The organism is Streptomyces sp. NPDC006314 (assembly GCF_040613075.1).
GTDB lineage: Bacteria > Actinomycetota > Actinomycetes > Streptomycetales > Streptomycetaceae > Streptomyces.
Genome location: NZ_JBEXRL010000005.1, coordinates 146,905 through 170,239 on the forward strand (window position 1 = coordinate 146,905; position 23,335 = coordinate 170,239).

Below are 23,335 nucleotides of genomic sequence, written 5' to 3' on the forward strand. Positions count from 1 at the left end.
GGGTTCAGCGCCGCCCGCTCTTGCGCAGGAACCGGCGCAGCCGCGGCAGCGGCCAGGTGTTGATCACGTCGTCCCGGGTGAGCCAGCCGCGCTGCGCGGTGCCGACGCCGTAACGCAGCTGCGCGAGGTGCGGGACGGAGTGGGCGTCGGAGTCCACGGCGAACCTCACCCCGTACGCCTTGGCGCGCAGGATGTCCTCGTCGCACAGGTCCAGCCGGTCCGGCTGGGCGTTGACCTCCAGCGCGGTGCCGGTGCGCGCGCAGGCCGCGAACACCTCCTCCCAGTCGGCGTCGACCCCCGGCCGTTTGCCGATCAGCCGGGTCGTCGGATGCCCGATGATGTTGACGTACGGGTTCTCGCAGGCGCGCACCAGCCGCCCGGTCATGGCCGCGCGGTCCTGGTCGAAGTGGGAGTGCAGCGAGGCCACGCACAGATCGAAACCGGCCAGGAACTCCTCCGGCCAGTCCACCTCGCCGTCCGGACCGATGTTCAGCTCCGTGCCGTGCAGCAGCCGCATCCGGTGATGGGTGCCGTCCAGTGCGCGCAGCCGCTCCCGCTGGGCGAGGATCTTCTCCTCCGTCATGCGCTGCATGTACAGGTTGGGGGCGTGGTCGGTGACCGCGTAGTAGGCGTGACCGCGCTCGGCGGCGGCCTCCACCATCGCCTCCAGCGGGGCGAGCCCGTCCGTGAGGTCGGTGTGGGTGTGCAGGTCGCCGCGGATGTCCCGCTCCGTCACCAGCTCGGGCAGCTCACCGTGCAGGGCCGCCTCGATCTCCCCGCGGTCCTCCCGCAGCGTCGGCGGGATCCACGGCAGCCCCAGCCGGGCGTACACCTCCTCCTCGGTGCGGGACGCGACCGACTCCCCGCTCTCGATGTCGAACAGGCCGTATTCGGACAGCTTCAGCCCCTGGTGCACGGCGATGGTGCGGGTGCGGATGTTGTGCGCCTTGGAACCGGTGAAGTACTGCATGCCGGCCCCCCACGACTCCGCCGGCAGCACCCGCAGGTCGACCTGGAGCCCCTCGGCCGTGCGCACCGATGTCTTCTTCGTGCCCCGCGCGACGACCTCGGCGGTGACCGGCAGCGCGCACAGCGCCTCCATGAACGGCGCCGACCGCTCCGCAGCGACCAGGACGTCGAGATCCCCGACCGTCTCCCGCATCCGGCGCAGGGAGCCGGCGTAGGCGCAGCGCTCGCAGCCCGCCACCCCGGACAGCGCGGCGACGATCTCCTCGGCCGTGTCCAGCGCCGGCGGCAGCGGCACCCGGGCGCCCGCCCGCTGCAGCAGCTCGATGCCGTGCCGGATGTTCTCCTGCGTCTTCTCGCCGAAGCCCTTCAGGTCGGCCAGCGCGTCCGCCTCGATGGCCGCGGCCAGCTCGTTCACCGACGAGATGTGCAGATCCTCGTAGAGCCGCAGCGCCTTCTTGGGACCCAGGGTGGGGATCGTGATCAGCTCCCGCACCCCGGCGGGGATCGCGGCCCTGCGCTCCTCGACCACCGCCATCTTCCCGGTGCGCAGGTACTCGACCACCTTCTCGGCGATCGACCGGCCCACGTTCGGGATCTCCCTGAGCCCGTCGGCGTCCATCCGCGAGATGTCGGCGGGGTGGCCGCCGATGGCACGCGCCGCCTTCTCGTAGGCGCGCGCCTTGAACGCGTCGCCTCCCGTGATCGCCACGAGGTCGGCGTACTCCCGCAGGAGCGCCTCGACCTCCTCGTTGCGCCGGGCCATCCCTCAAGTCTAGGAAGGCCCGGTCGCCGGGGCATGCAAAAGGCCCCCGCAGAGCAGGGGCCTCGCTGGTGTCCGAGGGGGGACTTGAACCCCCACGCCCGATAAAGGGCACTAGCACCTCAAGCTAGCGCGTCTGCCATTCCGCCACCCGGACAAGGTGTCTGTCGTGCGAACTTTCCCTTCGGTGGGGTTTCGCTCGCGGCGACGAAGGAAACATTACCAGGCTTTCGGGGGTGGCTGATCACCCCCCGTCCCCGGGGCCGGTCGGGCGTGAACGGCGTGTGACGGGCCGTCGCCGGTCTTGGGCCGGGGCGCGGGTGGAGAGAGGATGAGGAGACCACGGCAGGACGGCTCCGGCACGACGGCGGGCGGGACGGCCGGCGGACAGCCGGCAGGGACAGCGGGAGGAAGCAGCGTGAGCGAGACGGACACGACCAGGAGCGTCACCGGCGAGGCCGAGGTCGTGGACCTCTGCCGCGAGCTGATCCGGTTCGACACCAGCAACTACGGCGACCACTCCGGGCCCGGTGAGCGCAAGGCCGCCGAGTGGGTCGCCGAGAAGCTCGCCGAGGTCGGGCTGGAGCCGGAGATCTTCGAGTCGCACCCGGGCCGCGCCTCGACGGTGGCCCGCATCGAGGGTGAGGACCCGTCCCGGCCCGCGCTGCTGATCCACGGCCACCTCGACGTCGTACCGGCCAACGCCGACGACTGGACCCACCACCCGTTCTCCGGTGAGGTCACCGACGGGTGCGTGTGGGGGCGCGGGGCCGTCGACATGAAGGACATGGACGCCATGACCCTCGCGGTCGTGCGCGACCGGCTGCGCAGCGGGCGCCGGCCTCCGCGGGACATCGTGGTCGCCTTCCTCGCGGACGAGGAGGCGGGCGGCACGTACGGTGCCCGCTACCTGGTCGACAACCACCCCGAGCTGTTCGAGGGCGTCACCGAGGCGATCAGCGAGGTGGGCGGCTTCTCCTTCACCGTGAACGAGCAGCGGCGGCTCTACCTGATCCAGACGGCCGAGAAGGGCATGCACTGGATGAAGCTGACCGTGGCCGGCACCGCCGGGCACGGGTCGATGATCCACCGCGACAACGCCATCACCGAGCTGTCGGAGGCCGTCGCCCGGGTCGGCCGGCACAGGTTCCCGGTGCGGGTCACCAAGACCACGCGGGCCTTCCTCGACGAGCTGGGCGACGCGCTCGGCACCGAGCTGGACCCGGAGGACATGGAGTCCACCCTCGCCAAGCTCGGGGGCATCGCCAAGCTGATCGGCGCGACCCTCGGCAACACCGCCAACCCCACCCAGCTGAACGCCGGGTACAAGGTCAACGTAATCCCGGGCGAGGCCACCGCGCACATCGACGGACGGTTCCTGCCGGGCCACGAGGAGGAGTTCCTCGGCGACCTCGACCGGCTGCTCGGGCCGAACGTCCGCCGCGAGGACGTGCACGCCGACAAGGCGCTGGAGACCAGCTTCGACGGGGCGCTGGTGGAGGCCATGCAGTCCGCGCTGCTGGCCGAGGACCCCACCGCCAAGGCGATCCCGTACATGCTCTCCGGTGGCACCGACGCCAAGTCCTTCGACGACCTCGGCATCCGCGGCTTCGGCTTCGCGCCGCTGAAACTGCCGCCGGAGCTGGACTTCGCGGGCATGTTCCACGGCGTGGACGAGCGGGTGCCGGTGGACGGGCTGCAGTTCGGTGTGCGGGTGCTCGACCGCTTCATCGACGCGTCGTGAGGCCCTGCCCTCAGGTAATCGGGCAGCCGTACGAGATCGACTGAGAAGGGTGAATGCGACGATAGGTTCGTAGCTTCATTAGTTCCTCCTCGTTACAGGTGATGTGACCCCGCACCTTGGGGTCGCATTGCCAATGAGGAGGAATAATGATCAAGAAGGTCGTCGCGGCTGCGGCTGTCACTGGTGGGCTGGTTCTCGCGGGCGCGGGCCTGGCCGTCGCCGACTCCGGTGCGCAGGGTGCCGCCGTGCAGTCCCCGGGCGTCGTCTCCGGCAACGTCATCCAGGTGCCCGTGCACGTCCCGGTGAACGCCTGCGGCAACACGGTCACCGTGATCGGGCTCCTGAACCCCACCTTCGACAACTCCTGCGCCAACCAGTGACGTCGGCTGTCTGAGGGGGCGTCTTTTTACCAGCCGTCGGCCGCGGAGCGCGCGCCATTCGCTCCGAGGCCGACCGGCCTTTTCGACACCGGTCCCTTTCCCGGACCGGTCGTTCTTCTGGGAAATCGAAGGCAGGGGGGAACTCAGCATGCGACAGGGCACCCGCAAGGGTCTGATGACCATGGCCGCAGCGACCGGTGTGATCGCCGCCGCGAGCGGCTACGCCTACGCCGACTCGGGCGCGCACGGCACCGCCGCCGGCTCGCCCGGCGTACTGTCCGGCAACACGGTGCAGGCTCCGGTGCACGCGCCGGTGAATGTCTGCGGCAACACGGTGAACGTCGTCGGGCTCCTCAACCCGTCGGCGGGCAACACCTGCGCCGGCCACGCCGGCTCCGGCGGCTCGCACGCGGACGGTCACACCGGCGCATCGCCGGGCGTCGGCTCCGGCAACACGGTGCAGGCTCCGGTGCACGCGCCGGTCAATGTCTGCGGCAACACGGTGAACGTCGTCGGGCTCCTCAACCCGTCGGCGGGCAACACCTGCGCCGGCCACGCCGGCTCCGGCGGCTCGCACGCGGACGGTCACACCGGCGCATCGCCGGGCGTCGGCTCCGGCAACACCGTTCAGGTGCCGATCGACGTCCCGGTGAACGTCTGCGGCAACAGCGTGAACGTCATCGGCGCCGGGAACGCCACCGCGGGCAACGACTGCGCCGCCGGCGGCGGGCACCACACCCAGCCGCCGGGCGACGGACAGGGCAACCCGCCCGGGAAGCCGGGCCAGCCAGGGCATCCGGGACAGCCCGGTCACCCGGGCCAGCCCGGCACGCCGCACCACCCGGGCCGGCCGGGCCACCCCGGCACGGGCACCCCGCCCGCCAAGGGCGGCCCCACGTCCCACGGTTCGTCCCAGGTCAAGGCGCAGGGCGGCAGCTCGGCCGGGTCCCTGACCACCGACCAGCTCGCGCACACGGGCAGCGATGTGCCGCTGGGCCTCGCGCTGCCGGTCGGCGCGGGCGCACTGCTCGCGGGCACGATGCTCTACCGCAAGGCGCGGGCCGCGGCGTAACGGCGACGCCGGTCACGAAGGCGGTACGGCCCCGGCAACAGGGCTGTACCGCCCGGCACAACGGAGCGGGCCCCGCCATGCCGGCGGGGCCCGCTCCGTTCATGTGTCCTGCCTCACCATGTGGCACGCACCTGGCGGATGATCCGCCGGCGCAACCGCACCCTGCGGCTGCCATCGCGCAGCAGGCTCAGTCGGTCCAACTCCCAGTGTCCGTACTCGGCATGGTCCGTGAGTAGACGTGTGGCCTCCTTGCGGGACACCCCACGAGGCACGTACACGTCGACGAATTCGTATTCCGGCATCGCATCTATTGTGCGGGCTGGTGCCCGGTACGGATAGCGTCTGCACTATGTCTGATGCTGCGCAGCCCACCGCTGCCGAGGTACGCGCCGCCGCCGAGGCGATCAAGACCGCGCTCGACCGTCATCTGGCGGCGGTCGAACGCAGGTCGGGGGAGGACGACCCGGCCGTGTCCGAGGCGTTCAACCAGCTGGCCGCGGCCGCCGAGGCGTACGACGAGCTGCTCTACGACCGCTACGACGAGGTCACCCCCTTCGAGATCCCGGGTGCGGAGGACACGCTGCCGCCGTACGCGGGCCCCGAGGAACCGAACGCGATCAGCGTGCTGATCCGCCGCGACTACACCGTGGCGGAACCCCAGCGGCTGCTGGCGCAGGCCCAGCGGGTCGAGGCGGCGGAGTACGAGGAGGCCGGCGGCGGTGACGACGGTGCCGCCGGTACGGTCCCCGGGGCGCTGGCCACCCTCTTCGGCGAGTTCGAACCGGACGAGATCGCCTCGCGGCACAAGGAGTTCGGCCTGGAGGAGGGCGACTCCACGCTCTGGGTCACCGCGGCGGACGAGACTCCCGAGGCCGGGGAGTGGCTGGACGCGCCGTTCGAGCACATCGACCCGCAGCAGGTCGTGTGCCGGTTCGACGTCAGCGCCGTTTTCGACGACGAGGACGAGTCCGACGAGGAGGACGATCTCGAGTTCGTCGAGGACGAGGACTCGGAGCCGCTGGACACCGAGAAGTGAGGCGGGGCCCCGGGTGCCGTGGGCACCCGGGGCCGGTACGGCCACCGCCGTCTTCCGCTGCGGTGACTGATCGCCCCCGCGGCGGTGACAGGGAGCCGCCGCCGGTGGGCACGGCGGCGGTGAGCGGTGAGTGGGTGCTGGTCAGCCCGCCGTCGGCACCTGGGCGCGCAGCAGCGTCTGGAGCCGGGTGGTGCGGGACTTGGCCGGGGTCTCCGCGACCGCCTTCGGCAGGGCCTGTTCCACCCCGTGGACCACGGACAGATGCCTTTCCGCCCGGCCGAACGCCGTATACACCCAGGGCCTGCTGAGCGCCTGCGCGGCGTCGCCGGGCAGCACCACGACCGCCGCCGGCCAGCGGGCGCCCACCGCCTGGTGCGCGGTCAGTGCCCAGCCGTGCCGTACGTGGCTCTCCACCCGCTCCCGCGGCACGACGACGGCAACGCCCGCGCACGCCAGGTGCAGCCCGTCGGCGTCGGCCTGCACCACCACACCCGGCACCGAACGGCCGGGCGCGGGGGAGTAGACGATCCGGTCGCCCGGGTCGAAGCCGCCGAAGCGGCCCGGGCCGGGATTGAGACGTTCCTTCAGGGCGGAGTTGAGGGCGCGGGTGCCCGCGGCGCCGCCGTGCCCCGGGGTGATCACCACGGTCTGCCCGGCAGGGACGCCGATCGCCCGCGGAACCGAGTCCGCGACCAGCTGCACCGTCCGGTGCACGGCCTCGCCCGCGTCCCGCACCGGGACGATGACGACCTCCTTGCCCGGCGCGTCCACCTGGTTCAGCTCACCGACGCCGACACCGGAGACCAGCTCGCCGACCGGACCGGGGTCGGGGACCCGGGAGGCGATCTGGGGGCAGGCGCGGGCGGCGAGGAGATCCGCGAAGACCCGGCCGGGTCCGGCCGACCACAGCACCGCGGGGTCGCCGCTGAGCACCAGCCGGGCGCCGTCGGGCAGCGACTCCACCAGCATCGCGGCGACCTCCACGTCCAGCTGGGGTGCGTCCAGAACGATCAGCAGGTCGAGTTGCAGCGCGCCGTCCGTGTCCCGGCCGGGGCCCTCGGCGCCGGACAGGAGACCGGCGACCGTGCCCACGCTCTGCTCCGCCGGCTCCCTGCCCAGCAGCGCCGCGAGGCGGTGGCGGCCGTCGGGCGTGTGGCAGGCGGCGAAGACCCGCAGACCCGCGGCGCCGGCGGCATCGAGCAGCGCGGCCGGCTCGGCGCGGGCCGCCTCTCCGCCGGTGTGCAGCACCAGGCCGTGCCCGGCGACCGCGCGGACCAGCTCGGCCGCGCCGCCGGACACCCCGGAGGCGGCTGCCTCCCAGGCCTGCTCGGCGTCCGTGGACAGCGAGTTGACCAGCCGGGCCAGGCCGTCGGCGAGGCTCTCCTCCGCCAGCGCGTACCGCTCCAGGCCGACGAGGACCCGGACCGGCCGCTCAACGTCGCCGTCTTCGGCGTCCTCTTCCTGGGGGGCCGGGGCACCGGGCTCGTCCAGCGCGTCCTGGAACATCAGGGCCTCGCCCTCCGCGAGCGTGCTCTGCACCGCCGCGTCCGGGTCGGGTACGACGTGCCGGCCCAGTGCCGCGATGAGCGTGGGCAGGTCCAGTGCGGTGTGGCCCGCCACGGCGGCCTGCTCCAGCAGCCAGACGGTCATCGCGCGGCCCCGCCGCTCGTCGTCCGGGCCGCAGGCGGCGCCGAGCAGCGCCCGCGCGAAGCCGTCGGCCTGCTCGGGCCGTACCCCGCCGACGCGGAGCAGCCGCCACGGGTCCTCCCGGAGCGCGCTGCCCGCGCCCTCGCCCAGAGCCTCGGCCACCCGTGGGGCCAGCGCGTCGGGCGCGCCGCCCTCGGCCAGCACCCGGCGCACGGCCTCCACGGCCTCCGGGGCGGGCGCGCCGGGGACGACGGAGGCAGGGGCCGGCTGCGGCCGGCGCACGGGCTCCGGCGCCGGGCGGCGCGGGGCCGGGGCGGGCTCGGCGAACACCGTGGCCACCGGCTTCTCGCCGCTCTCCACCGCCCGTACCGCGGCGAGCAGGTCGGCCGCCTTGCCGCTGAGCTTGGTGCCGCTCTCGACCGGGCCCTTCTTCTCGGCCTTGCGTCGCTCGATCCGCTCCCGCTCCACCTGCTGCGCGGCCAACTCGGCCTCCGCCTCGGACAACTCGGCCGCGGCGGCACCGGCACCGGCAGAGACACTCTCCGCGCTCTTTCCGCCGCCCGTGCCGCTCGCGTCCTCCGCGCCGTCCGCGTTCTCCGTAGTGTCCCGCTCGCCGGCATCGCCGGCGGTGTCCTCGGCCCTCTCAGCCGCTTCGGTGCTCTCGGTCGCCTCGGTCGCCTCGGTCGCCTCGGTCGCCTCGGTCGCCTCGGCGTCGTCCGCCGTACCGCCGCCGTCCGCACGGCTCTCCCCGGGCTCGGCTTCCCGACCCCCGGCCTCCGGGATGTCCGGCGTCCCCGGCCCGGCTTCCTCCGTGGTCTCCGGCTCCGTGCTCACAGCGTGCTCCAGTCGTGATCGGGATAGCGGTGCACGGGCGCCGACACATCGTCCAGCGCCCGGCAGATCTCGTCAGGAAGACTAAGGGCCTCCACTGACAATGCCGCCGTGAGCTGCTGCGCGTTGCGCGCGCCGACGATCGGCGCGGCCACGCCCGGCCGGTCCCGGACCCAGGCGAGGGCCACCTGCAGCGGGGTGACCGCGAGCCCGTCGGCGGCCGTCGTCACCGCGTCCACGATGCGCGTCGCCGTGTCGTCCAGGTACGGCTCGACGAACGGCGCCAGGTGCTCGGAGGCGCCGCGCGAGTCCTGGGGAGTGGTGTGCCGGTACTTGCCGGTCAGCACGCCCCGGCCGAGCGGGGAGGAGGGCAGCAGACCGATCCCCAGGTCGAGCGCGGCGGGCAGCACCTCGCGCTCCACGCCCCGCTGGAGCAGCGAGTACTCCATCTGGGTGCTGGCCAGCCGGGTGCGGGTGCCCGGCGCCGCGAGCTGCCAGGTGGCCGCCTTGGCGAGCTGCCAGCCGCAGAAGTTGGCGACGCCGGCGTAGCGGGCCCGGCCACTGCTGACCGCCAGGTCGAGGGCCTGGAGCGTCTCCTCGAGCGGGGTCTGGGGGTCGAAGGCGTGGATGTGCCACAGGTCGACATAGTCCGTGCCCAGCCGGGCGAGGGAGGCGTCGAGCGCGGCGAGCAGATGGCCGCGGGAGCCGTCGAAGCGGCGGTCGGGGTCGGGGACGCTGCCCGCCTTGGTGGAGATCACCAGGTCCCGGCGCGGCACCAACCCCTCTATGAGCTGTCCGAGCAGGTACTCCGCCTCTCCGTCGCCGTACACGTCGGCGGTGTCGACGAGGGTGCCGCCGACCTCCCAGAACGCCTTCAGCATGTCCGCGGCGTCGTGCTCGTCGGTGTCCCGGCCCCAGGTGAGGGTGCCGAGTCCGATGCGGGACACGCGCAGGCCGGTGCGGCCGAGATGCCTCTGCTCCATGCCCGCGAGATTACTGGCCAGAACTGCTGCCGTGGGTTGCCTGTGGATAACTTGTCCGGCCCGCCCCGGAGAACTCGTCAGGCCTGCTCCGGAGGGCTCCTCAGGCCTGCACCGGACGGCTCGGCAGGCCTGTTCAGGACGTGTGATCCCGCCCCCTGTCCCGGCCGCGCCCTGCCCCCGGCCCGTGCCCCCGCGCTAAGGTCTCCGCCACAGGAGCGTTACTCACGGGTAAGGGGAATCGGCCATGCAGCTCGGTATCAACCTCGGCTACTGGGGTGCCGGAATGGACGGGGACAATCTGGCCGTGGCACAGGAGGCCGAGCGGCTGGGTTACTCCGTGTGCTGGGCCGCCGAGGCGTACGGCTCCGACGCGGCCACGGTGCTCAGCTGGGTCGCCGCACAGACCGAGCGCATCGACGTCGGCTCGGCCATCTTCCAGATCCCGGCCCGGCAGCCGGCGATGACCGCGATGACGGCGGCGACGTTGGACTCCCTGTCCGGCGGCCGGTTCCGGCTCGGCCTCGGCGTCTCCGGGCCGCAGGTCTCCGAGGGCTGGTACGGCGTCAAGTTCGACAAACCGCTGGCCCGCACGCGCGAGTACGTGGAGATCGTCCGCAGGGCGATGACCCGGGAGCGGCTGACGTACGAGGGCCGGCACTGGACGCTGCCGCTGCCCGGCGGCCCGGGCAAGCCGATCAAGCTGACCGTGCACCCGCAGCGCGAGCACATCCCGCTGTACATCGCCGCGATCGGCCCGAAGAACCTGGAGCAGACCGGTGAGATCGCCGACGGCGCGCTGCTGATCTTCCCCGCCGCCGACCACCTCGAGGACACCACTCTGAAGTACCTGCGCGCGGGCCGGGAGAAGGCGGGCAAGACCCTCGACGGCTTCGACGTGTGCCCCACCCTGCCGATCGCCGTCGGCGACGACGAGGACGTGGCCCGCCTCGCGGACACCTTCCGCCCCTACACCGCGCTGTACGTCGGTGGAATGGGCAGCGCCAAGCAGAACTTCTACAACCAGCTCGCGCAGCGCATGGGGTACGAGAAGGAGGCCGCCGAGATCCAGCAGAAGTACCTGTCCGGGGACAGGCAGGGGGCCGCGGCCGCGATCCCGCAGGACCTCATCGACAAGACCACCCTGCTGGGCTCCATCGACCGCATCGCCGACCGGATGAAGACCTACGCGGCCGCCGGGGTCACCACCCTCAGCCTCGCCCCCGCCGGCTTCACGCTCGACGAGCGGATCGCCTCCCTGCGGGCCGGCAGCGAGGCGCTGGAGCGCGCCGGTCTCGCCTAGTACGGAGGGATTTCCAGCGGCCGTGGTGGGGGCTCGGGGGTCTTCCCCGCCACGGCCGTCACCGGGAACAACGCGCCCGGCGCCGCGCGGTTACGACCCCCGTGGTCCTTCATTCGGCCGAGTGGGCCCGTACTCCTGTTGCAGCTCCTCTCTGTCCGCATTTGACTCGTTCTTTGCGGGATCCTGCAGAGAGGTGTCTGCCATGCTTTCGGCCAAGAGTCTGTTCCAGGAGATCCTCGAGAACGACGAGTCCTTCCGGCTCTTCTGCTCCATCGCCGCCGGCGGCGAGGCCCAGGGCGGCTGGGAGAACGGACGGATCGCCGCGCTGGTCCCGCACAGTGAACGGGCGCTGGCCCCGAAGATCGCCCGTCACGGCGCCGACGAGGACAAGCACGGCCGTATCTTCAACGCCCTGATGAAGAAGCGCGGACTCACCCCCGCCCCCGTCCCGCCCGAGACCGACTACACGATGCTCCTGGAACGGCGCGGCATCGGCCTCGCCCACGACAAGCTCAAGCGGGACGAGCCGCTCACCGAGCGGGACATCATCGTCTACCTCGTGCACAGCCGGGTCACCGAACAGCGCGCCTCCGAGCAGATGAGGCTGCTCCTGAAGCACGTCACCGGCCACCACGAGATCGGCAGGGCCGTCCGCATCATCTCGAACGACGAGGACGACCACCTCGCCTACACGCACGAGGAACTCCTGCGCTTCGCCGCCGCCGGCCACGGCCGGCTGATCCAGCGCACCCTGCGCGAGTGCGCCCTCGCCGAGATCCGCGTCTACCGGGACGTCAGCCTCGCCGTGATGGCCCACATGGGCCGCATTCTCGGCTGGCCGGAGGCCAAGTCCGCCCTGCTCGCGGCAGGCATCCACGCCGTGTACGCCTACGAGCGCCTCGCCGGCTGGCGCCGCATGGCCGCCCTCACCATGCCCGAACGCCGCGACGCCCTGGGCGGGCCCGCGACGACCGCCCCCGAGTACGCCTGAGGCGGGCTCACAGCCAGCCGCGCCGTTTGAACAGGCCGTACAGCAGCATCTCCAAGACGGCCATCACGAGGATCACCGCCGGGTACGACCACTGCCAGTGCAGCTCGGGCATGTGGTCGAAGTTCATGCCGTAGATCCCCGCGATCATCGTGGGGACCGCGGCCATCGCCGCCCACGCGGAGATCTTCCGCATGTCGTCGTTCTGCCGCACGCTCATCTGCGCCAGGTGCGCCGAGAGGATGTCCGACACCAGCCGGTCCAGGCCGTCCACGGACTCGTTCACGCGCGCGAGGTGGTCGTTCACGTCCCGGAAGAAGGGCCGCGCCTTGTCGTGCACGAACGGCACGTCGCCGCCGAGCTGCCCGGTGCCGGCCAGCCGGGTCATCGGTACGGTCAGTGGCCCGGTGGCCCGGCGGAACTTCAGGACCTGCCGTTTGAAGGTGTAGATCCGGGACGCGGTGTTGCGCGAGCCGCCGGTCTCCGGCTGGAACACCTCCGTCTCCAGCTCCTCCAGGTCGGTCTGCAGCTCCGTCGCCACCTCCAGATAGTGGTCGACGACGGCGTCGGAGACCGCGTACAGCACCGCGGTGGGGCCCTTGTCCAGCAGCTCGGGCTCCTCCTCCAGCCGGCGCCGTACCGCGGCGAGCGGCGAGCCCGCACCGTGGCGGACGGTCACCACGAAACAGTCCCCGATGAAGATCATGATCTCGCCGGTCGAGACGGTGTCGTCCTCGGGTTCGTACACCACCGGCTTGAGCACCAGGAACAACGAGTCGTCGTACACCTCCAGCTTGGGCCGCTGATGCGCCTTGAGCGCGTCCTCGACGGCCAGCGGATGCAGCCCGAACTCCTGGGTGACCAGGTCGAACTCCCGCTCGGACGGCTCATGCAGGCCGATCCACACGAATCCGCCCGCCGCCCGCGCCTCATCCAGCGCGTCGGACAGGTCCTCCGGGCCCTCGGCACGGTGCCCGTGCCGGTAGACGGCGCAGTCCACGATCACGCGGCGCATTCTCCCTTCGCCCCGCCACCGCCGTACAGCGGTGAACACCTACTCTTGCCGCATGCCCACGCTGATCCTCGTAAGGCACGGACGTTCCACCGCCAACACCTCGGGCGTGCTCGCCGGGTGGACGCCGGGCGTCGCCCTCGACGAGCGCGGCGCCGCGCAGGCCGCCGCGCTGCCCGGCCGGCTCGCGGGCCTGCCGATCTCCGAGGTCGTCGCCAGCCCCCTCCAGCGCTGCCAGGAGACCGTCCGCCCGCTGCTGGAAGCCCGCCCGGAACTGCGCGCCCACACCGAAGAACGGATCGGTGAGTGCGACTACGGCGACTGGACCGGCCGCAAGCTCGCCGAACTGAAGGACGAGCCGCTGATGGAGGTCGTCCAGGCCCACCCGTCGGCCGCCGCCTTCCCGGGCGGGGAGTCCATGCGGGCCATGCAGACCCGCGCCGCCGAGGCCGTGCGCGAGTGGAACGCGCGCGTGGAGCGCGCTCACGGCACCGACGCCGTCTACCTCATGTGCTCTCACGGTGACATCATCAAGTCCCTCGTCGCCGACGCCCTCGGACTCCATCTCGACCTCTTCCAGCGGATCTCCGTGGAACCGTGTTCCATCACCGTGATCCGTTACACCCGCCTGAGGCCGTTTCTCGTTCGCCTCGGCGACACCGGGGATCTCGCCTCGCTCGCCCCGCGCGAGGACCCCGGCGAGGGCGACGCACCGGTCGGGGGTGGTGCGGGCGCACCGTGATCGTCGGCCGCAGTAGGGTGAAGCGGTCCACACAGTCGTCGTATCCGCGTGGCCCGCATCGCTGAAACTCTCGAATCCAATGGAGACAGGACGTGTCCCGTCAGGTGTTCCTCTACGACCAGCCGGACCGCTTCGTGGCCGGCACGGTCGGACTGCCCGGGCGCCGTACCTTCTTCCTCCAGGCCACCGCAGGCCCCCGGGTGACCAGCGTGGTCCTGGAGAAGACCCAGGTCGCCGCGCTCGCCGAGCGCATGGACGAACTGCTCGACGAGGTCGTACGGCGTAGTGGCGGCAGCGCGGCCGTCCCCGCCGTGGCGCCGTCGGAGATCACCGACACCGCCCCGCTGGAGACCCCCATCGAGGAGGAGTTCCGCGTCGGCACCATGGCCCTCGCCTGGGACGGCGAGGACCAGCGCATGATCGTCGAGGCGCAGGCCCTCGTCGAGCTGGACGCCGACACCGAGGAAGACCTCGCCGAGGCCGAGGAGCGGCTGCTCCAGGACGAGGAGAACGGGCCCCCGATGCTGCGGGTCCGGCTGACCGGCGCGCAGGCACGGGCCTTCGCCAAGCGCGCCCTCGACGTCGTCAACGCCGGGCGGCCGCCGTGCCCGCTGTGCAGCCTCCCGCTCGATCCGGAAGGACACGTATGTCCGCGCCAGAACGGATACCGCCGCGGAGCGTGACGGCCGCCGACGCGGGGGCCGGCACGGACCTCGCCGAGCTGCTCGCGCGGGGTGAGCTGACCGTGCGCGGCCGGATCCGCGAGGCGTCCAACGCCGCTCTGTTCTGCACGGTCGCCCTCGACGGCCGCGAAGCCACCTGCGTGTACAAGCCGGTGGCCGGGGAGCGCCCGCTGTGGGACTTCCCCGACGGCACCCTGGCCGGCCGGGAGGTGGCCGCCTACGAGGTGTCCGAGGCCACCGGCTGGGGGCTCGTACCGCCGACCGTGCTGCGCGACGGCCCGTACGGCGAGGGCATGTGCCAGCTCTGGATCGACGTGAGCCCCGAGGCGGAGCTGCTCGCCCTGGTCGACGGCGAGGAGCCGGAGCCGGGCTGGAGGGCGATCGGGTTCGCCGAGGTCGGCGAGGACCGTACCGCGCTGCTCGTGCACGCCGACGACGAGCGGCTGCGCCGGCTCGCCGTCCTCGACGCGGTGATCAACAACGCCGACCGCAAGGGCGGTCATCTGCTGCCCACCACCGACGGCCGGCTCTACGGCATCGACCACGGCGTCACCTTCAACGTCGAGAACAAGCTGCGCACGCTGCTGTGGGGATGGGCCGGGGAGCCGCTCACCCCGGAGGCCGCCGACGTCCTCAAGGGGCTGCGGGACGCCCTGGGCGGACGGCTGGGCGAGCGGCTGGCCCCGCTGATCACGGCGGCCGAGATCGACGCCACGCGCGCCCGTGTCGACGCGCTGCTCACCTCGGGCCGGCATCCCGAGCCGAGCGGGGAGTGGCCCGCCGTCCCCTGGCCACCGGTGTGAGGGCCACTGCCGCGAGCACAACTCGGCCCGATGTTCAAGAATGCACGACCGGCCATCCGGTCCGATCCCGTTCGTATGCGCGGCCGACCGCCGGTTAGGCTCATGTACATGCATGCCTGGCCCGCTTCCGAGGTCCCCGCCCTGCCTGGTCAGGGCCGCGACCTGAGGATCCACGACACCGCGACCGGTGGTCCGGTCACCCTCGACCCCGGTCCTGTCGCCCGTATCTACGTCTGCGGCATCACGCCGTACGACGCGACCCACATGGGTCACGCGGCGACCTACAACGCGTTCGATCTCGTTCAGCGCGTGTGGCTCGACACCAAGCGGCAGGTCCACTACGTCCAGAACGTCACCGACGTCGACGATCCGCTGCTGGCGCGCGCGGACCGGGACGGCGTCGACTGGGTCGCCCTCGCCGAGAAGGAGACGGCCCTCTTCCGCGAGGACATGACCGCCCTGCGGATGCTCCCGCCCCAGCAGTACATAGGCGCCGTCGAGGCGATACCCGGCATCGTCCCGCTCGTGGAACGGCTGCGTGAACTCGGCGCCGCCTACGAGCTGGAGGGCGACATCTACTTCTCCGTCGAGTCCGACCCGCACTTCGGCCAGGTCTCGAACCTCGACGCGGCCGCCATGCGGCTGCTCTCCGCCGAGCGCGGCGGCGACCCGGACCGCCCGGGCAAGAAGAACCCGCTCGACCCGATGCTGTGGATGGCGGCCCGCGAGGGCGAACCCAGCTGGGACGGCGGCACCCTCGGCCGTGGCCGGCCCGGCTGGCACATCGAGTGCGTGGCCATCGCCCTCGACCATCTCGGCATGGGCTTCGACGTCCAGGGCGGCGGCTCCGACCTGGCCTTCCCGCACCACGAGATGGGTGCCTCGCACGCCCAGGTGCTGACCGGCGAGTTCCCCATGGCCAAGGCGTACGTGCACGCCGGCATGGTCGCGCTGAACGGCGAGAAGATGTCCAAGTCCAAGGGCAACCTGGTCTTCGTCTCGCGGCTGCGCCGCGACGGCGTCGACCCGGCCGCCATCCGGCTCTCGCTGCTGGGCCACCACTACCGCGACGACTGGGAGTGGACCGACCAGATCCTCCAGGACGCCGTCGACCGCCTCGGCCGCTGGCGCGCGGCCGTCTCCCGGCCCGACGGCCCGTCCGCTGACGCGCTCGTCGAGGAGATCCGCGAGGCGCTCGCGAACGACCTCGACGCACCCGCGGCCCTCGCCGCCGTCGACCGCTGGGCGGCCCGTCAGGAGCAGGCGGGCGGCACGGACACCGCCGCCCCCGGCCTGGTCACCCGTGCCGTGGACGCTCTGCTGGGAGTGGCGCTCTAGCGCTCCGTCGAAGGCGACGGTCAGGGGCGGCTCCCGTTCGGGAACCGCCCCTTTCGGCAGTGCCCCGGAGGGCGGAGCCCTCAGTCCTCCGAGCCGTCCTCGTCATCGCCCTTCGCACCGCTGCCCGTGGAACCGCCGGAGGCGTCCGGCTTCGGCGGTCGGGTCCGGCCGCTCGGGTTGTCCCGCAGGTACGAGCCGTCCCCGCCGTCCGCCGTCGCGTGGCCGCCCGGCGGGCTGACGTCCCGGCGCCGCAGGTACCGCTCGAACTCGCGGGCGATCGCCTCGCCCGAGGCCTCCGGCAGTTCGGCGGTGTCCCGGGCTTCCTCCAGCGTCTGGACGTACTCGGCGACCTCGCTGTCCTCGGCGGCCAGCTGGTCGACGCCCACCTGCCAGGCGCGCGCGTCCTCGGGCAGCTCGCCCTGCGGGATGCGCAGGTCCAGCAGGTCCTCCAGGCGGTTGAGCAGCGCCAGGGTGGCCTTCGGGTTGGGCGGCTGGGAGACGTAGTGCGGGACGGCCGCCCACAGCGACACCGCCGGGACACCGGCGTGCGTGCATGCCTCCTGCAGGACGCCGACGATGCCCGTCGGACCCTCGTACTTGGTCTCCTCCAGGTCCATCCGGCGGGCCAGGTCCGGGTCGGACGTCACCCCGCTGACCGGCACCGGACGCGTGTGCGGGGTGTCCCCGAGCAGGGCGCCCAGGATGACCACCAGCTCCACGCCCAGCTCATGCGCGAAGCCGAGCAGCTCGTTGCAGAACGAGCGCCAGCGCATGGACGGTTCGATGCCCCGGACCAGCACCAGGTCGCGCGGCTTCTCACCGCCGACGCGGACCACCGACAGCCGGGTCGTCGGCCAGGTGATCTTGCGCACACCGCCGTCCATGAACACCGTGGGGCGGTTCACCTGGAAGTCGTAGTAGTCCTCGGCGTCCAGCGCCGCGAACACCTCGCCCTTCCACTCCCGTTCCAGATGCGCGACCGCCGTGGAGGCGGCGTCACCGGCATCGTTCCAGCCCTCGAACGCGGCCACCATGACTGGGTCGATCAGCTCGGGAACCCCCTCCAGCTCGATCACCCAGTGCCTCCTTCCGACGTGCCCTCGCTTGACTCACCAACCTTACGGCGTCCGGCGGGGGCGCCCGCAGCCCCCTTGCAGGGCGGTGAACGGATCACTGCCCCGTTCGCCACCGCGGAACACCCCCGGTCAACCGCGAGTCCCGCCCCCCGGCACGCAGATGCACAGGGTGCTGCGCAGCCACTGCTCCACGCTCGCGATGTGCACCGTCGCCCGGGAACGCGCCGCCTCCGCGTCCGGTCGCGCAGTGCGCCCAGGACCGCCCGGGGTTCGTGCAGGGTCCGGCCGACCGCGTCCTCCTGGGTCTGTCGTCACGGTGGAATTCCACGGCGAAGCCCAGCGCCTCCAGCAGCAGTTGGGGATCGAGGCTGGTCACGTACGTGCCGTCGCCCTGGCGCACAGCGAGGACACGGATCAGCGACAGCGCCCGTACGGCCTCCCGCAGGCAGCCGCGGGACAGGCCCGGCTCGGCGGCGAACGCACTCTCCCTCGGCAGCCGGTCACCGGGCCCCAGCGCACCGGAGACGATCATGCCCTTGATCTTCTCGGTCGCCTCGTCGGTGACTGCCATGACCGGCCTCCCTGTCCCCCGGACATCGGATGTCTCAGCCCGTCATGTGGGCGCGTCCGGGGGGGGAACTGTCCGGGGCGGGCGCGCGAGAGAAAGGGGCGGCTCCGTCGGTGCGGAGCCGCCCCTCCCGGTTCCCGGCCCCGGTGCGGCGGGGGCCGGTCCGCGGCGGTCACCGGCCCTGGTCAGGGAAAGGGCCGGTGGCCGTGGCCTACTTCTTGTCGAGCAGGTCCTGGACCTTGGCGCGGACCTCGTCCGTGGCCAGGCCCCGGATGGTCAGCGTCGTACGGCGGCGCAGCACGTCGTCCGCCGTCTCGGCCCACTCGTGATCACGGGCCCAGACGACCTGCGCCCAGATCTCCGGGGCCTCCGGGTGGACCCGGTCGGCCAGCTCCGGGTTCTCGTTGGCCAGGCGGGCGATGTCGAAGGCCAGGGAGCCGTAGTGGGTGGCCAGGTGCTTTGCGGTGTCGGCCGCCATGCGCGGACCCGGTGCCGGGTGGTCCACCAGGAGGCGGTGCGCGACCGCGCGCGGGTTGGCGACACCGGGCAGCGGCAGCTTCTTCGGCAGCGAGGAGATCGGCTCGAAGTCGTCACCGAGCGGGTGGCCCGGCAGCGCCTCCAGCTTCTGCATCACCGTACGGCCGATGTGCCGGAAGGTGGTCCACTTGCCGCCCGCGACGGACAGCATGCCGCCCTTGCCCTCGGTGACGACCGTCTCGCGCTTGGCCTTGGCGGTGTCGCCGGGGCCGCCCGGCAGCACGCGCAGACCGGCGAAGGCGTAGGTGATCAGGTCGCGCTGGAGCTGCTGGTCCCGGACGGAGAACGCGGCCTCGTCCAGGATCTGGGCTATGTCCTTCTCGCTGACGGACACGTCCGCCGGGTCGCCCTCGTACTCCTCGTCGGTGGTGCCGAGCAGCAGCATGTCCTCCCAGGGGAGGGCGAAGGTGATGCGGTACTTGTCGATCGGGGTGGCCAGCGCGGCCTTCCAGGGGGAGGTGCGCTTCAGCACCAGGTGCGCGCCCTTGGACAGACGGATGGACGGCGCCGCGTTCGGGTCCTCCATCCGGCGCAGGTGGTCGACCCACGGGCCGGTCGCGTTCAGGACGAGACGGGCGTTGACGCCGAACTCGTCGCCGGACGTCCGGTCCTTCAGGTCGGCACCCGTCACGCGGCCCCGGGTGAAGCGCAGGCCGGTGACCTCGGCGTGGTTGAGGACGACCGCGCCCGCCTCGACCGCCGCGCGGACCGTCATCAGCGCCATGCGCGCGTCGTTCATCTGGTCGTCGCCGTACACGGCCACGGCCTTGAGGTTCTCGGTGCGCAGCTCGGGCACGTCCTGCGCCGCCTTGGAGGGGGAGAGCAGGTGGCCGACGCCGTCACCGAAAGCGGAGAGCGCGGAGTAGGCGAAGACGCCCGCGCCGAGCTTCGCCGCGCCGTGCGGCCCGCCCTTGTACACGGGGAGGTAGAACGTGAGCGGGTTCGCCAGGTGGGGGGCCACCTGGCGGGAGACCGCACGGCGCTCGAAGTGGTTCTCCGCCACCAGCTTCACCGCGCCGGTCTGCAGGTAGCGCAGACCGCCGTGGAGCAGCTTGGAGGAGGCGGAGGACGTGGCACCGGCGAAGTCACCGGCGTCGATCAGCGCCACCCTGAGCCCGGACTGCGCGGCGTGCCAGGCGGTGGAGATGCCCAGGATGCCGCCGCCGATCACCAGAAGGTCGTACGACGCCTTGGAAAGCTGCTCCCTGGTCTCGGCCCGGCTCGGGTTGGAGCCGGAGGCCGGGTGCGTCCCCAGGGCAGGCACGGACTGCAGGGTGGACTGACTGGTCATGTCGGGTACTTACTCCTCGTCAGAGATGTCTGAGCCGTCTTGAGCCGCTCAGCTCTCGTCCTCGATCCAGCCCATGGTCCGCTCGACGGCCTTGAGCCAGTTCTTGTACTCACGGTCGCGGGTCTCCGCGTCCATGTGGGGGGTCCATTCGGCGGCCCGGCGCCAGTTGGCGCGCAGCTCGTCGGTGCTGGACCAGAAGCCGACGGCGAGACCGGCGGCGTAGGCGGCGCCGAGGCAGGTGGTCTCGGCGACCATCGGGCGCACCACGGGTGCGTCCAGGACGTCGGAGAGCGTCTGCATCAGCAGGTTGTTCGAGGTCATCCCGCCGTCGACCTTGAGGGTGACCAGCTCGTCGCCGGAGTCCTTGACCATGGCGTCGGCGATCTCCCGGGTCTGCCAGGCGGTGGCCTCCAGGACGGCGCGCGCGAGGTGCGCCTTGGTGACGTACCGGGTCAGGCCGGCGATCACACCGCGGGCGTCGGAGCGCCAGTGCGGGGCGAACAGTCCGGAGAAGGCCGGCACGAAGTAGGCGCCGCCGTTGTCCTCGACCGAGAGCGCGAGCGTCTCGATCTCGGCGGCGGTGGAGATCAGGCCCATCTGGTCGCGCATCCACTGCACCAGCGAGCCGGTGACGGCGATCGAGCCCTCCAGGGCGTAGACCGTCGGCTGGTCGCCGATCTTGTAGCCGACGGTGGTCAGCAGTCCGGCGTAGGAGTTGATGATCTTGCTGCCGGTGTTCATCACCATGAAGGTGCCGGTGCCGTAGGTCGACTTGGTCTCGCCCTCGGAGAAGCAGGTCTGGCCGAACAGGGCCGCCTGCTGGTCGCCGAGCGCCGAGGCGACCGGGATGCCGCCGAGCAGGTCGCCCAGCTTGCCGCCGGTGACCTCGCCGTACACCTCGGCGGAGGGGCGGATCTCGGGCAGGATCTGCATCGGCACGCCGATGGACTCGCAGATCTTCTCGTCCCACTGCATCGTGTGCAGGTTCATCAGCAGGGTGCGCGAGGCGTTGGTGACGTCGGTGACGTGCCGGCCGCCGTTGACACCGCCGGTCAGGTTCCAGATGACCCAGCTGTCCATGGTGCCGAAGAGGATGTCGCCCGCCTCGGCGCGCTCGTGGAGGCCCTCGACGTTGTCGAGCAGCCAGCGGGCCTTGGGCCCGGCGAAGTAGGCCGCCAGCGGCAGACCGGTCTCGCGGCGGAAGCGGTCCTGGCCGACGTTGCGGCCCAGCTCCCGGCAGAGGGCGTCGGTGCGGGTGTCCTGCCAGACGATGGCGTTGTGGACGGGCTCACCGGTGTTCTTGTCCCACAGCACGGTCGTCTCGCGCTGGTTGGTGATGCCGATGGCCTTGATGTCGTCGCGGGTGATGCCGGCCTTCTGGACGGCTCCGGCGACGACTTCCTGGACGTTGGTCCAGATCTCGTTGGCGTTGTGCTCGACCCAGCCCGGCTTCGGGAAGATCTGCTCGTGCTCCTTCTGGTCGACGGAGACGATCCGGCCGTCCCGGTCGAAGACGATGCAGCGCGAGGAGGTCGTGCCCTGGTCGATAGCCGCGATGAACGGGCCTGCGGTGTGGGCGTCGGTCACTGTGTGCTCCTGAAAGGTCCGTGGTGATGGGGCTTTACGTACGGCGCGTGCGCGAAGTCTCGGTGCTTCTTCTTAAGCGAATGCGACGTTGTAGATGCCTGCAGCGATCGCGCCGCCGATCAGCGGACCGACCACCGGGATCCAGGCGTAGCTCCAGTCGGAACCGCCCTTGTTGGGCAGGGGCAGCAGGGCGTGCACGATGCGCGGACCCAGGTCACGGGCCGGGTTGATCGCGTACCCCGTCGGGCCGCCCAGGGAGAGACCGATCGACACCACCACGAGCGCGGTGATCAGTCCGCCGAGGATGCCGAGGCCGTTGCCCTTGTCGTTCAGGCCCTGCGTGAGGACCGCGAGGATCAGCACGACCGTGCCGATGATCTCCGTGGCCAGGTTCTGCACCACGTTCCGGATCTCCGGACCGGTGGAGAAGACGCCGAGGACCGGGCCGGCGCCCTTCTCCTGCGCCTCGACGGCCTTGGCCGTGGTGGCCTGCGCGCCCGGACCGCCGACGATCTCCTTGTCGGTGAGGTGCGCGTGGAACTGGCCGTAGTAGGTGACCCACACCAGGGCCGCGCCGATCATCGCGCCGAGCAGCTGGCCGGCGATGTAGGTCGGAACGTTGGTCCAGGCGCCGTCCTTGATGGCCAGGGCGACGGTGACGGCCGGGTTGAGGTGGGCTCCGGAGAGCGGTCCGGAGATGTAGACGGCCGTAAGGACGGCGAAGCCCCACCCGAAGGTGATGGCGAGCCAACCGGCGTTACGGGCCTTGGAGGCCTTGAGCGTCACGGCGGCGCAGACGCCGCCGCCGAGCAGGATGAGTATGGCGGTACCGATGGTCTCGCCGATGAAGATGTCGGAGCTGGACACCCGCGACTCCTTTGTCCTTCGTCCAGGGGTAGCCGAACCCCGGGTCCCTCCGGGGGTCTGGCGCCCTCGGGGGTGAGAGCGATGAGCTGGCCCTTGGCGTTGTCACACTCTAGCGCGTATTGCCGGTAGGTGTTCGACAATGCCGACCGATGGACGGGAGTCTTGCTTCGGCGTTACGCGTGCGTCAAGAGTTCTGTTATCGAAAACAGGATCGTTATTGATCGCTGCCGGTTATCGCTCTTCATGCGCTGACGTACTTTTCGCCTCATTTGTCCATTTCAGGGTAGGGCGAGAACCGGGACGCCGCCCGGCGTCCCGGTCTTCCCTCGGGGAGAGCGCGCAGCGCTCAGAAGCGGCCCGCGCCCAGGTCCCTGGACACGGCGCGGGCGCAGTCGCGCACCGCGGCGATCAGTTCGGGGCGCAACTCGCCCTCCCGGCACAGCCGCTCCACGGCACCGGCGATACCGACCGCGCCCACGGGCATCCGGCGCCGGTCGTGGATAGGTGCGGCGATGGACGCCACCCCCTCCCAGGTCTCCTCCACGTCGGCCGCGTACCCACGCGCGCGCGTGATGTCGAGGAGGTGCTCGAAGTCTCCCGTGTCGCACACCGTGCGGTCCGTGAAGGCCTTGCGGTCGGCATCCAGCGCCTCGCTGTGCGCCACCGGGTCGTAGGCGGAGAGCACCTTGCCGAGCGCGGTGGAGTGCAGCGGCTGCATGGCCCCGATCTCCAGCACCTGCCGGCTGTCGTCCGGCCGGAAGACGTGGTGCACGATGAGCACGCCCTGCTGGTGCAGGACACCCAGGTACACGCTCTCCCCGCTGGACCGGGCCAGGTCGTCGGTCCATACCAGGGCCCGCGCCCGCAGCTCGTGCACGTCGAGGTAGGTGGTGCCGAGGCGCAGCAGCTCCGCGCCCAGCTGATAACGCCCGGAGGCGTCGTCCTGCTCCACGAACCCCTCCTGCTGGAGGGTGCGCAGGATGCCGTGGGCGGTGCCCTTGGCGAGGCCCAGTGACGAGGCGATGTCCGACAGGCCGAGCCGCCGCTCGCCGCCCCCGAGCAGCCGCAGCATCGCGGCCGCCCGTTCGAGCGACTGGATGTTCCGTGCCATCGCCGTCCTG

At 71.8% G+C, this 23,335-nt stretch carries 20 protein-coding genes, 1 tRNA gene and 1 pseudogene; 10 read left to right on the forward strand and 12 right to left on the reverse strand.

What is annotated here, in order from left to right:
- Positions 1-4 precede the first annotated feature (4 nt).
- Together polX and ABZ079_RS11045 are read right to left on the reverse strand one after the other, a co-directional pair.
- Complete coding sequence (gene polX, locus ABZ079_RS11040) at positions 5-1,732, reverse strand: DNA polymerase/3'-5' exonuclease PolX (RefSeq protein WP_356939127.1); 1,728 nt, start codon at positions 1,730-1,732, stop codon at positions 5-7.
- Between the two features lie 66 nt (positions 1,733-1,798).
- Positions 1,799-1,886 (reverse strand) — tRNA-Leu (locus tag ABZ079_RS11045).
- Positions 1,887-2,147: 261 nt separating this feature from the next.
- Here ABZ079_RS11045 and ABZ079_RS11050 point away from each other — a divergent pair.
- The 3 genes from ABZ079_RS11050 to ABZ079_RS11060 all read left to right on the forward strand — a co-directional run bounded on the left by ABZ079_RS11050 (position 2,148) and on the right by ABZ079_RS11060 (position 4,925).
- Positions 2,148-3,473: a M20/M25/M40 family metallo-hydrolase gene (locus ABZ079_RS11050; protein ID WP_356939128.1), complete on the forward strand. Its 1,326-nt coding sequence runs from the start codon at positions 2,148-2,150 to the stop codon at positions 3,471-3,473.
- 146 nt (positions 3,474-3,619) lie between these two features.
- The gene (locus tag ABZ079_RS11055) at positions 3,620-3,853 is read left to right on the forward strand and encodes a chaplin (RefSeq protein ID WP_356939129.1); all 234 of its coding nucleotides are present in this window, start codon (positions 3,620-3,622) and stop codon (positions 3,851-3,853) included.
- A 148-nt stretch (positions 3,854-4,001) separates the two neighbouring features.
- Positions 4,002-4,925: a chaplin family protein gene (locus ABZ079_RS11060; protein WP_356939130.1), complete on the forward strand. Its 924-nt coding sequence runs from the start codon at positions 4,002-4,004 to the stop codon at positions 4,923-4,925.
- 113 nt (positions 4,926-5,038) lie between these two features.
- Here ABZ079_RS11060 and ABZ079_RS11065 read toward each other — a convergent pair whose 3' ends face one another.
- Entirely contained in the window at positions 5,039-5,227 is a 189-nt protein-coding gene (locus ABZ079_RS11065; RefSeq protein ID WP_014671721.1) for a DUF5703 family protein, read from the reverse strand.
- Between the two features lie 47 nt (positions 5,228-5,274).
- Here ABZ079_RS11065 and ABZ079_RS11070 point away from each other — a divergent pair, with 47 nt between their 5' ends.
- Positions 5,275-5,961, forward strand: a complete 687-nt coding sequence (locus ABZ079_RS11070; RefSeq protein ID WP_356939131.1) for a hypothetical protein — start codon at positions 5,275-5,277, stop codon at positions 5,959-5,961.
- Between the two features lie 141 nt (positions 5,962-6,102).
- Here ABZ079_RS11070 and ABZ079_RS11075 read toward each other — a convergent pair whose 3' ends face one another.
- The gene (locus tag ABZ079_RS11075) at positions 6,103-8,442 is read right to left on the reverse strand and encodes a helix-hairpin-helix domain-containing protein (protein ID WP_356939132.1); all 2,340 of its coding nucleotides are present in this window, start codon (positions 8,440-8,442) and stop codon (positions 6,103-6,105) included.
- Complete coding sequence (locus ABZ079_RS11080) at positions 8,439-9,422, reverse strand: aldo/keto reductase (protein ID WP_356939133.1); 984 nt, start codon at positions 9,420-9,422, stop codon at positions 8,439-8,441. Before ABZ079_RS11080 ends, ABZ079_RS11075 begins: the two co-directional genes overlap by 4 nt.
- A gap of 244 nt (positions 9,423-9,666) precedes the next feature.
- On the opposite strand from ABZ079_RS11080, the gene ABZ079_RS11085 reads away from it, so the two are divergent.
- A complete protein-coding gene (locus tag ABZ079_RS11085; RefSeq protein ID WP_356939134.1) occupies positions 9,667-10,722 on the forward strand; it encodes an LLM class F420-dependent oxidoreductase in 1,056 nt (351 codons plus the stop codon).
- A 202-nt stretch (positions 10,723-10,924) separates the two neighbouring features.
- Positions 10,925-11,713: a ferritin-like domain-containing protein gene (locus ABZ079_RS11090; protein WP_356939135.1), complete on the forward strand. Its 789-nt coding sequence runs from the start codon at positions 10,925-10,927 to the stop codon at positions 11,711-11,713.
- A gap of 7 nt (positions 11,714-11,720) precedes the next feature.
- Here the strand turns inward: ABZ079_RS11090 and corA are convergent, their stop codons facing one another.
- Entirely contained in the window at positions 11,721-12,716 is a 996-nt protein-coding gene (gene corA / locus ABZ079_RS11095) for a magnesium/cobalt transporter CorA (RefSeq protein ID WP_356939136.1), read from the reverse strand.
- 61 nt (positions 12,717-12,777) lie between these two features.
- Between corA and ABZ079_RS11100 the strand changes: the two genes are divergently transcribed.
- From ABZ079_RS11100 to mshC, 4 genes are all read left to right on the forward strand, one after another.
- Positions 12,778-13,464: a histidine phosphatase family protein gene (locus ABZ079_RS11100; protein WP_356939137.1), complete on the forward strand. Its 687-nt coding sequence runs from the start codon at positions 12,778-12,780 to the stop codon at positions 13,462-13,464.
- 92 nt (positions 13,465-13,556) lie between these two features.
- Positions 13,557-14,147: a DUF3090 domain-containing protein gene (locus tag ABZ079_RS11105; RefSeq protein WP_356939138.1), complete on the forward strand. Its 591-nt coding sequence runs from the start codon at positions 13,557-13,559 to the stop codon at positions 14,145-14,147.
- Entirely contained in the window at positions 14,111-14,950 is an 840-nt protein-coding gene (locus ABZ079_RS11110) for an SCO1664 family protein (protein WP_356939139.1), read from the forward strand. Before ABZ079_RS11105 ends, ABZ079_RS11110 begins: the two co-directional genes overlap by 37 nt.
- A 108-nt stretch (positions 14,951-15,058) precedes the next feature.
- Positions 15,059-16,288 carry a cysteine--1-D-myo-inosityl 2-amino-2-deoxy-alpha-D-glucopyranoside ligase gene (gene mshC / locus ABZ079_RS11115; RefSeq protein ID WP_356939140.1) on the forward strand — a complete coding sequence of 410 codons (1,230 nt, stop codon included), beginning with the start codon at positions 15,059-15,061 and terminating at the stop codon, positions 16,286-16,288.
- 80 nt (positions 16,289-16,368) lie between these two features.
- Here mshC and ABZ079_RS11120 read toward each other — a convergent pair whose 3' ends face one another.
- The 6 genes and pseudogenes from ABZ079_RS11120 to ABZ079_RS11145 form a co-directional block, all read right to left on the reverse strand.
- Entirely contained in the window at positions 16,369-17,364 is a 996-nt protein-coding gene (locus ABZ079_RS11120) for a PAC2 family protein (protein ID WP_356939141.1), read from the reverse strand.
- 129 nt (positions 17,365-17,493) lie between these two features.
- Positions 17,494-17,935 (reverse strand): annotated as a pseudogene (locus ABZ079_RS11125) (GntR family transcriptional regulator).
- A gap of 208 nt (positions 17,936-18,143) precedes the next feature.
- A complete protein-coding gene (locus ABZ079_RS11130) occupies positions 18,144-19,760 on the reverse strand; it encodes a glycerol-3-phosphate dehydrogenase/oxidase (RefSeq protein WP_356939142.1) in 1,617 nt (538 codons plus the stop codon).
- Positions 19,761-19,808: 48 nt separating this feature from the next.
- Positions 19,809-21,347 carry a glycerol kinase GlpK gene (glpK, locus tag ABZ079_RS11135; RefSeq protein WP_356939143.1) on the reverse strand — a complete coding sequence of 513 codons (1,539 nt, stop codon included), beginning with the start codon at positions 21,345-21,347 and terminating at the stop codon, positions 19,809-19,811.
- Between the two features lie 72 nt (positions 21,348-21,419).
- Positions 21,420-22,214 (reverse strand): MIP/aquaporin family protein, encoded by a 795-nt coding sequence (locus tag ABZ079_RS11140; RefSeq protein WP_356939144.1) that lies wholly within the window; start codon positions 22,212-22,214, stop codon positions 21,420-21,422.
- A 346-nt stretch (positions 22,215-22,560) separates the two neighbouring features.
- Positions 22,561-23,325, reverse strand: coding sequence for an IclR family transcriptional regulator (locus ABZ079_RS11145; RefSeq protein WP_356939145.1), 765 nt, complete (start codon positions 23,323-23,325; stop codon positions 22,561-22,563).
- Positions 23,326-23,335 lie beyond the last annotated feature (10 nt).

Bases quoted from the DNA above. Each gene is read 5' to 3' on its own strand.
- polX (WP_356939127.1), bottom strand. From the start codon at position 1,732: ATGGCCCGGCGCAACGAGGAGGTCGAGGCGCTCCTGCGGGAGTACGCC.
- ABZ079_RS11055 (WP_356939129.1), top strand. From the start codon at position 3,620: ATGATCAAGAAGGTCGTCGCGGCTGCGGCTGTCACTGGTGGGCTGGTT.
- ABZ079_RS11060 (WP_356939130.1), top strand. From the start codon at position 4,002: ATGCGACAGGGCACCCGCAAGGGTCTGATGACCATGGCCGCAGCGACC.
- ABZ079_RS11065 (WP_014671721.1), bottom strand. From the start codon at position 5,227: ATGCCGGAATACGAATTCGTCGACGTGTACGTGCCTCGTGGGGTGTCC.
- ABZ079_RS11070 (WP_356939131.1), top strand. From the start codon at position 5,275: ATGTCTGATGCTGCGCAGCCCACCGCTGCCGAGGTACGCGCCGCCGCC.
- ABZ079_RS11080 (WP_356939133.1), bottom strand. From the start codon at position 9,422: ATGGAGCAGAGGCATCTCGGCCGCACCGGCCTGCGCGTGTCCCGCATC.
- ABZ079_RS11085 (WP_356939134.1), top strand. From the start codon at position 9,667: ATGCAGCTCGGTATCAACCTCGGCTACTGGGGTGCCGGAATGGACGGG.
- ABZ079_RS11090 (WP_356939135.1), top strand. From the start codon at position 10,925: ATGCTTTCGGCCAAGAGTCTGTTCCAGGAGATCCTCGAGAACGACGAG.
- ABZ079_RS11100 (WP_356939137.1), top strand. From the start codon at position 12,778: ATGCCCACGCTGATCCTCGTAAGGCACGGACGTTCCACCGCCAACACC.
- ABZ079_RS11110 (WP_356939139.1), top strand. From the start codon at position 14,111: ATGTCCGCGCCAGAACGGATACCGCCGCGGAGCGTGACGGCCGCCGAC.
- mshC (WP_356939140.1), top strand. From the start codon at position 15,059: ATGCATGCCTGGCCCGCTTCCGAGGTCCCCGCCCTGCCTGGTCAGGGC.
- ABZ079_RS11130 (WP_356939142.1), bottom strand. From the start codon at position 19,760: ATGACCAGTCAGTCCACCCTGCAGTCCGTGCCTGCCCTGGGGACGCAC.
- ABZ079_RS11145 (WP_356939145.1), bottom strand. From the start codon at position 23,325: ATGGCACGGAACATCCAGTCGCTCGAACGGGCGGCCGCGATGCTGCGG.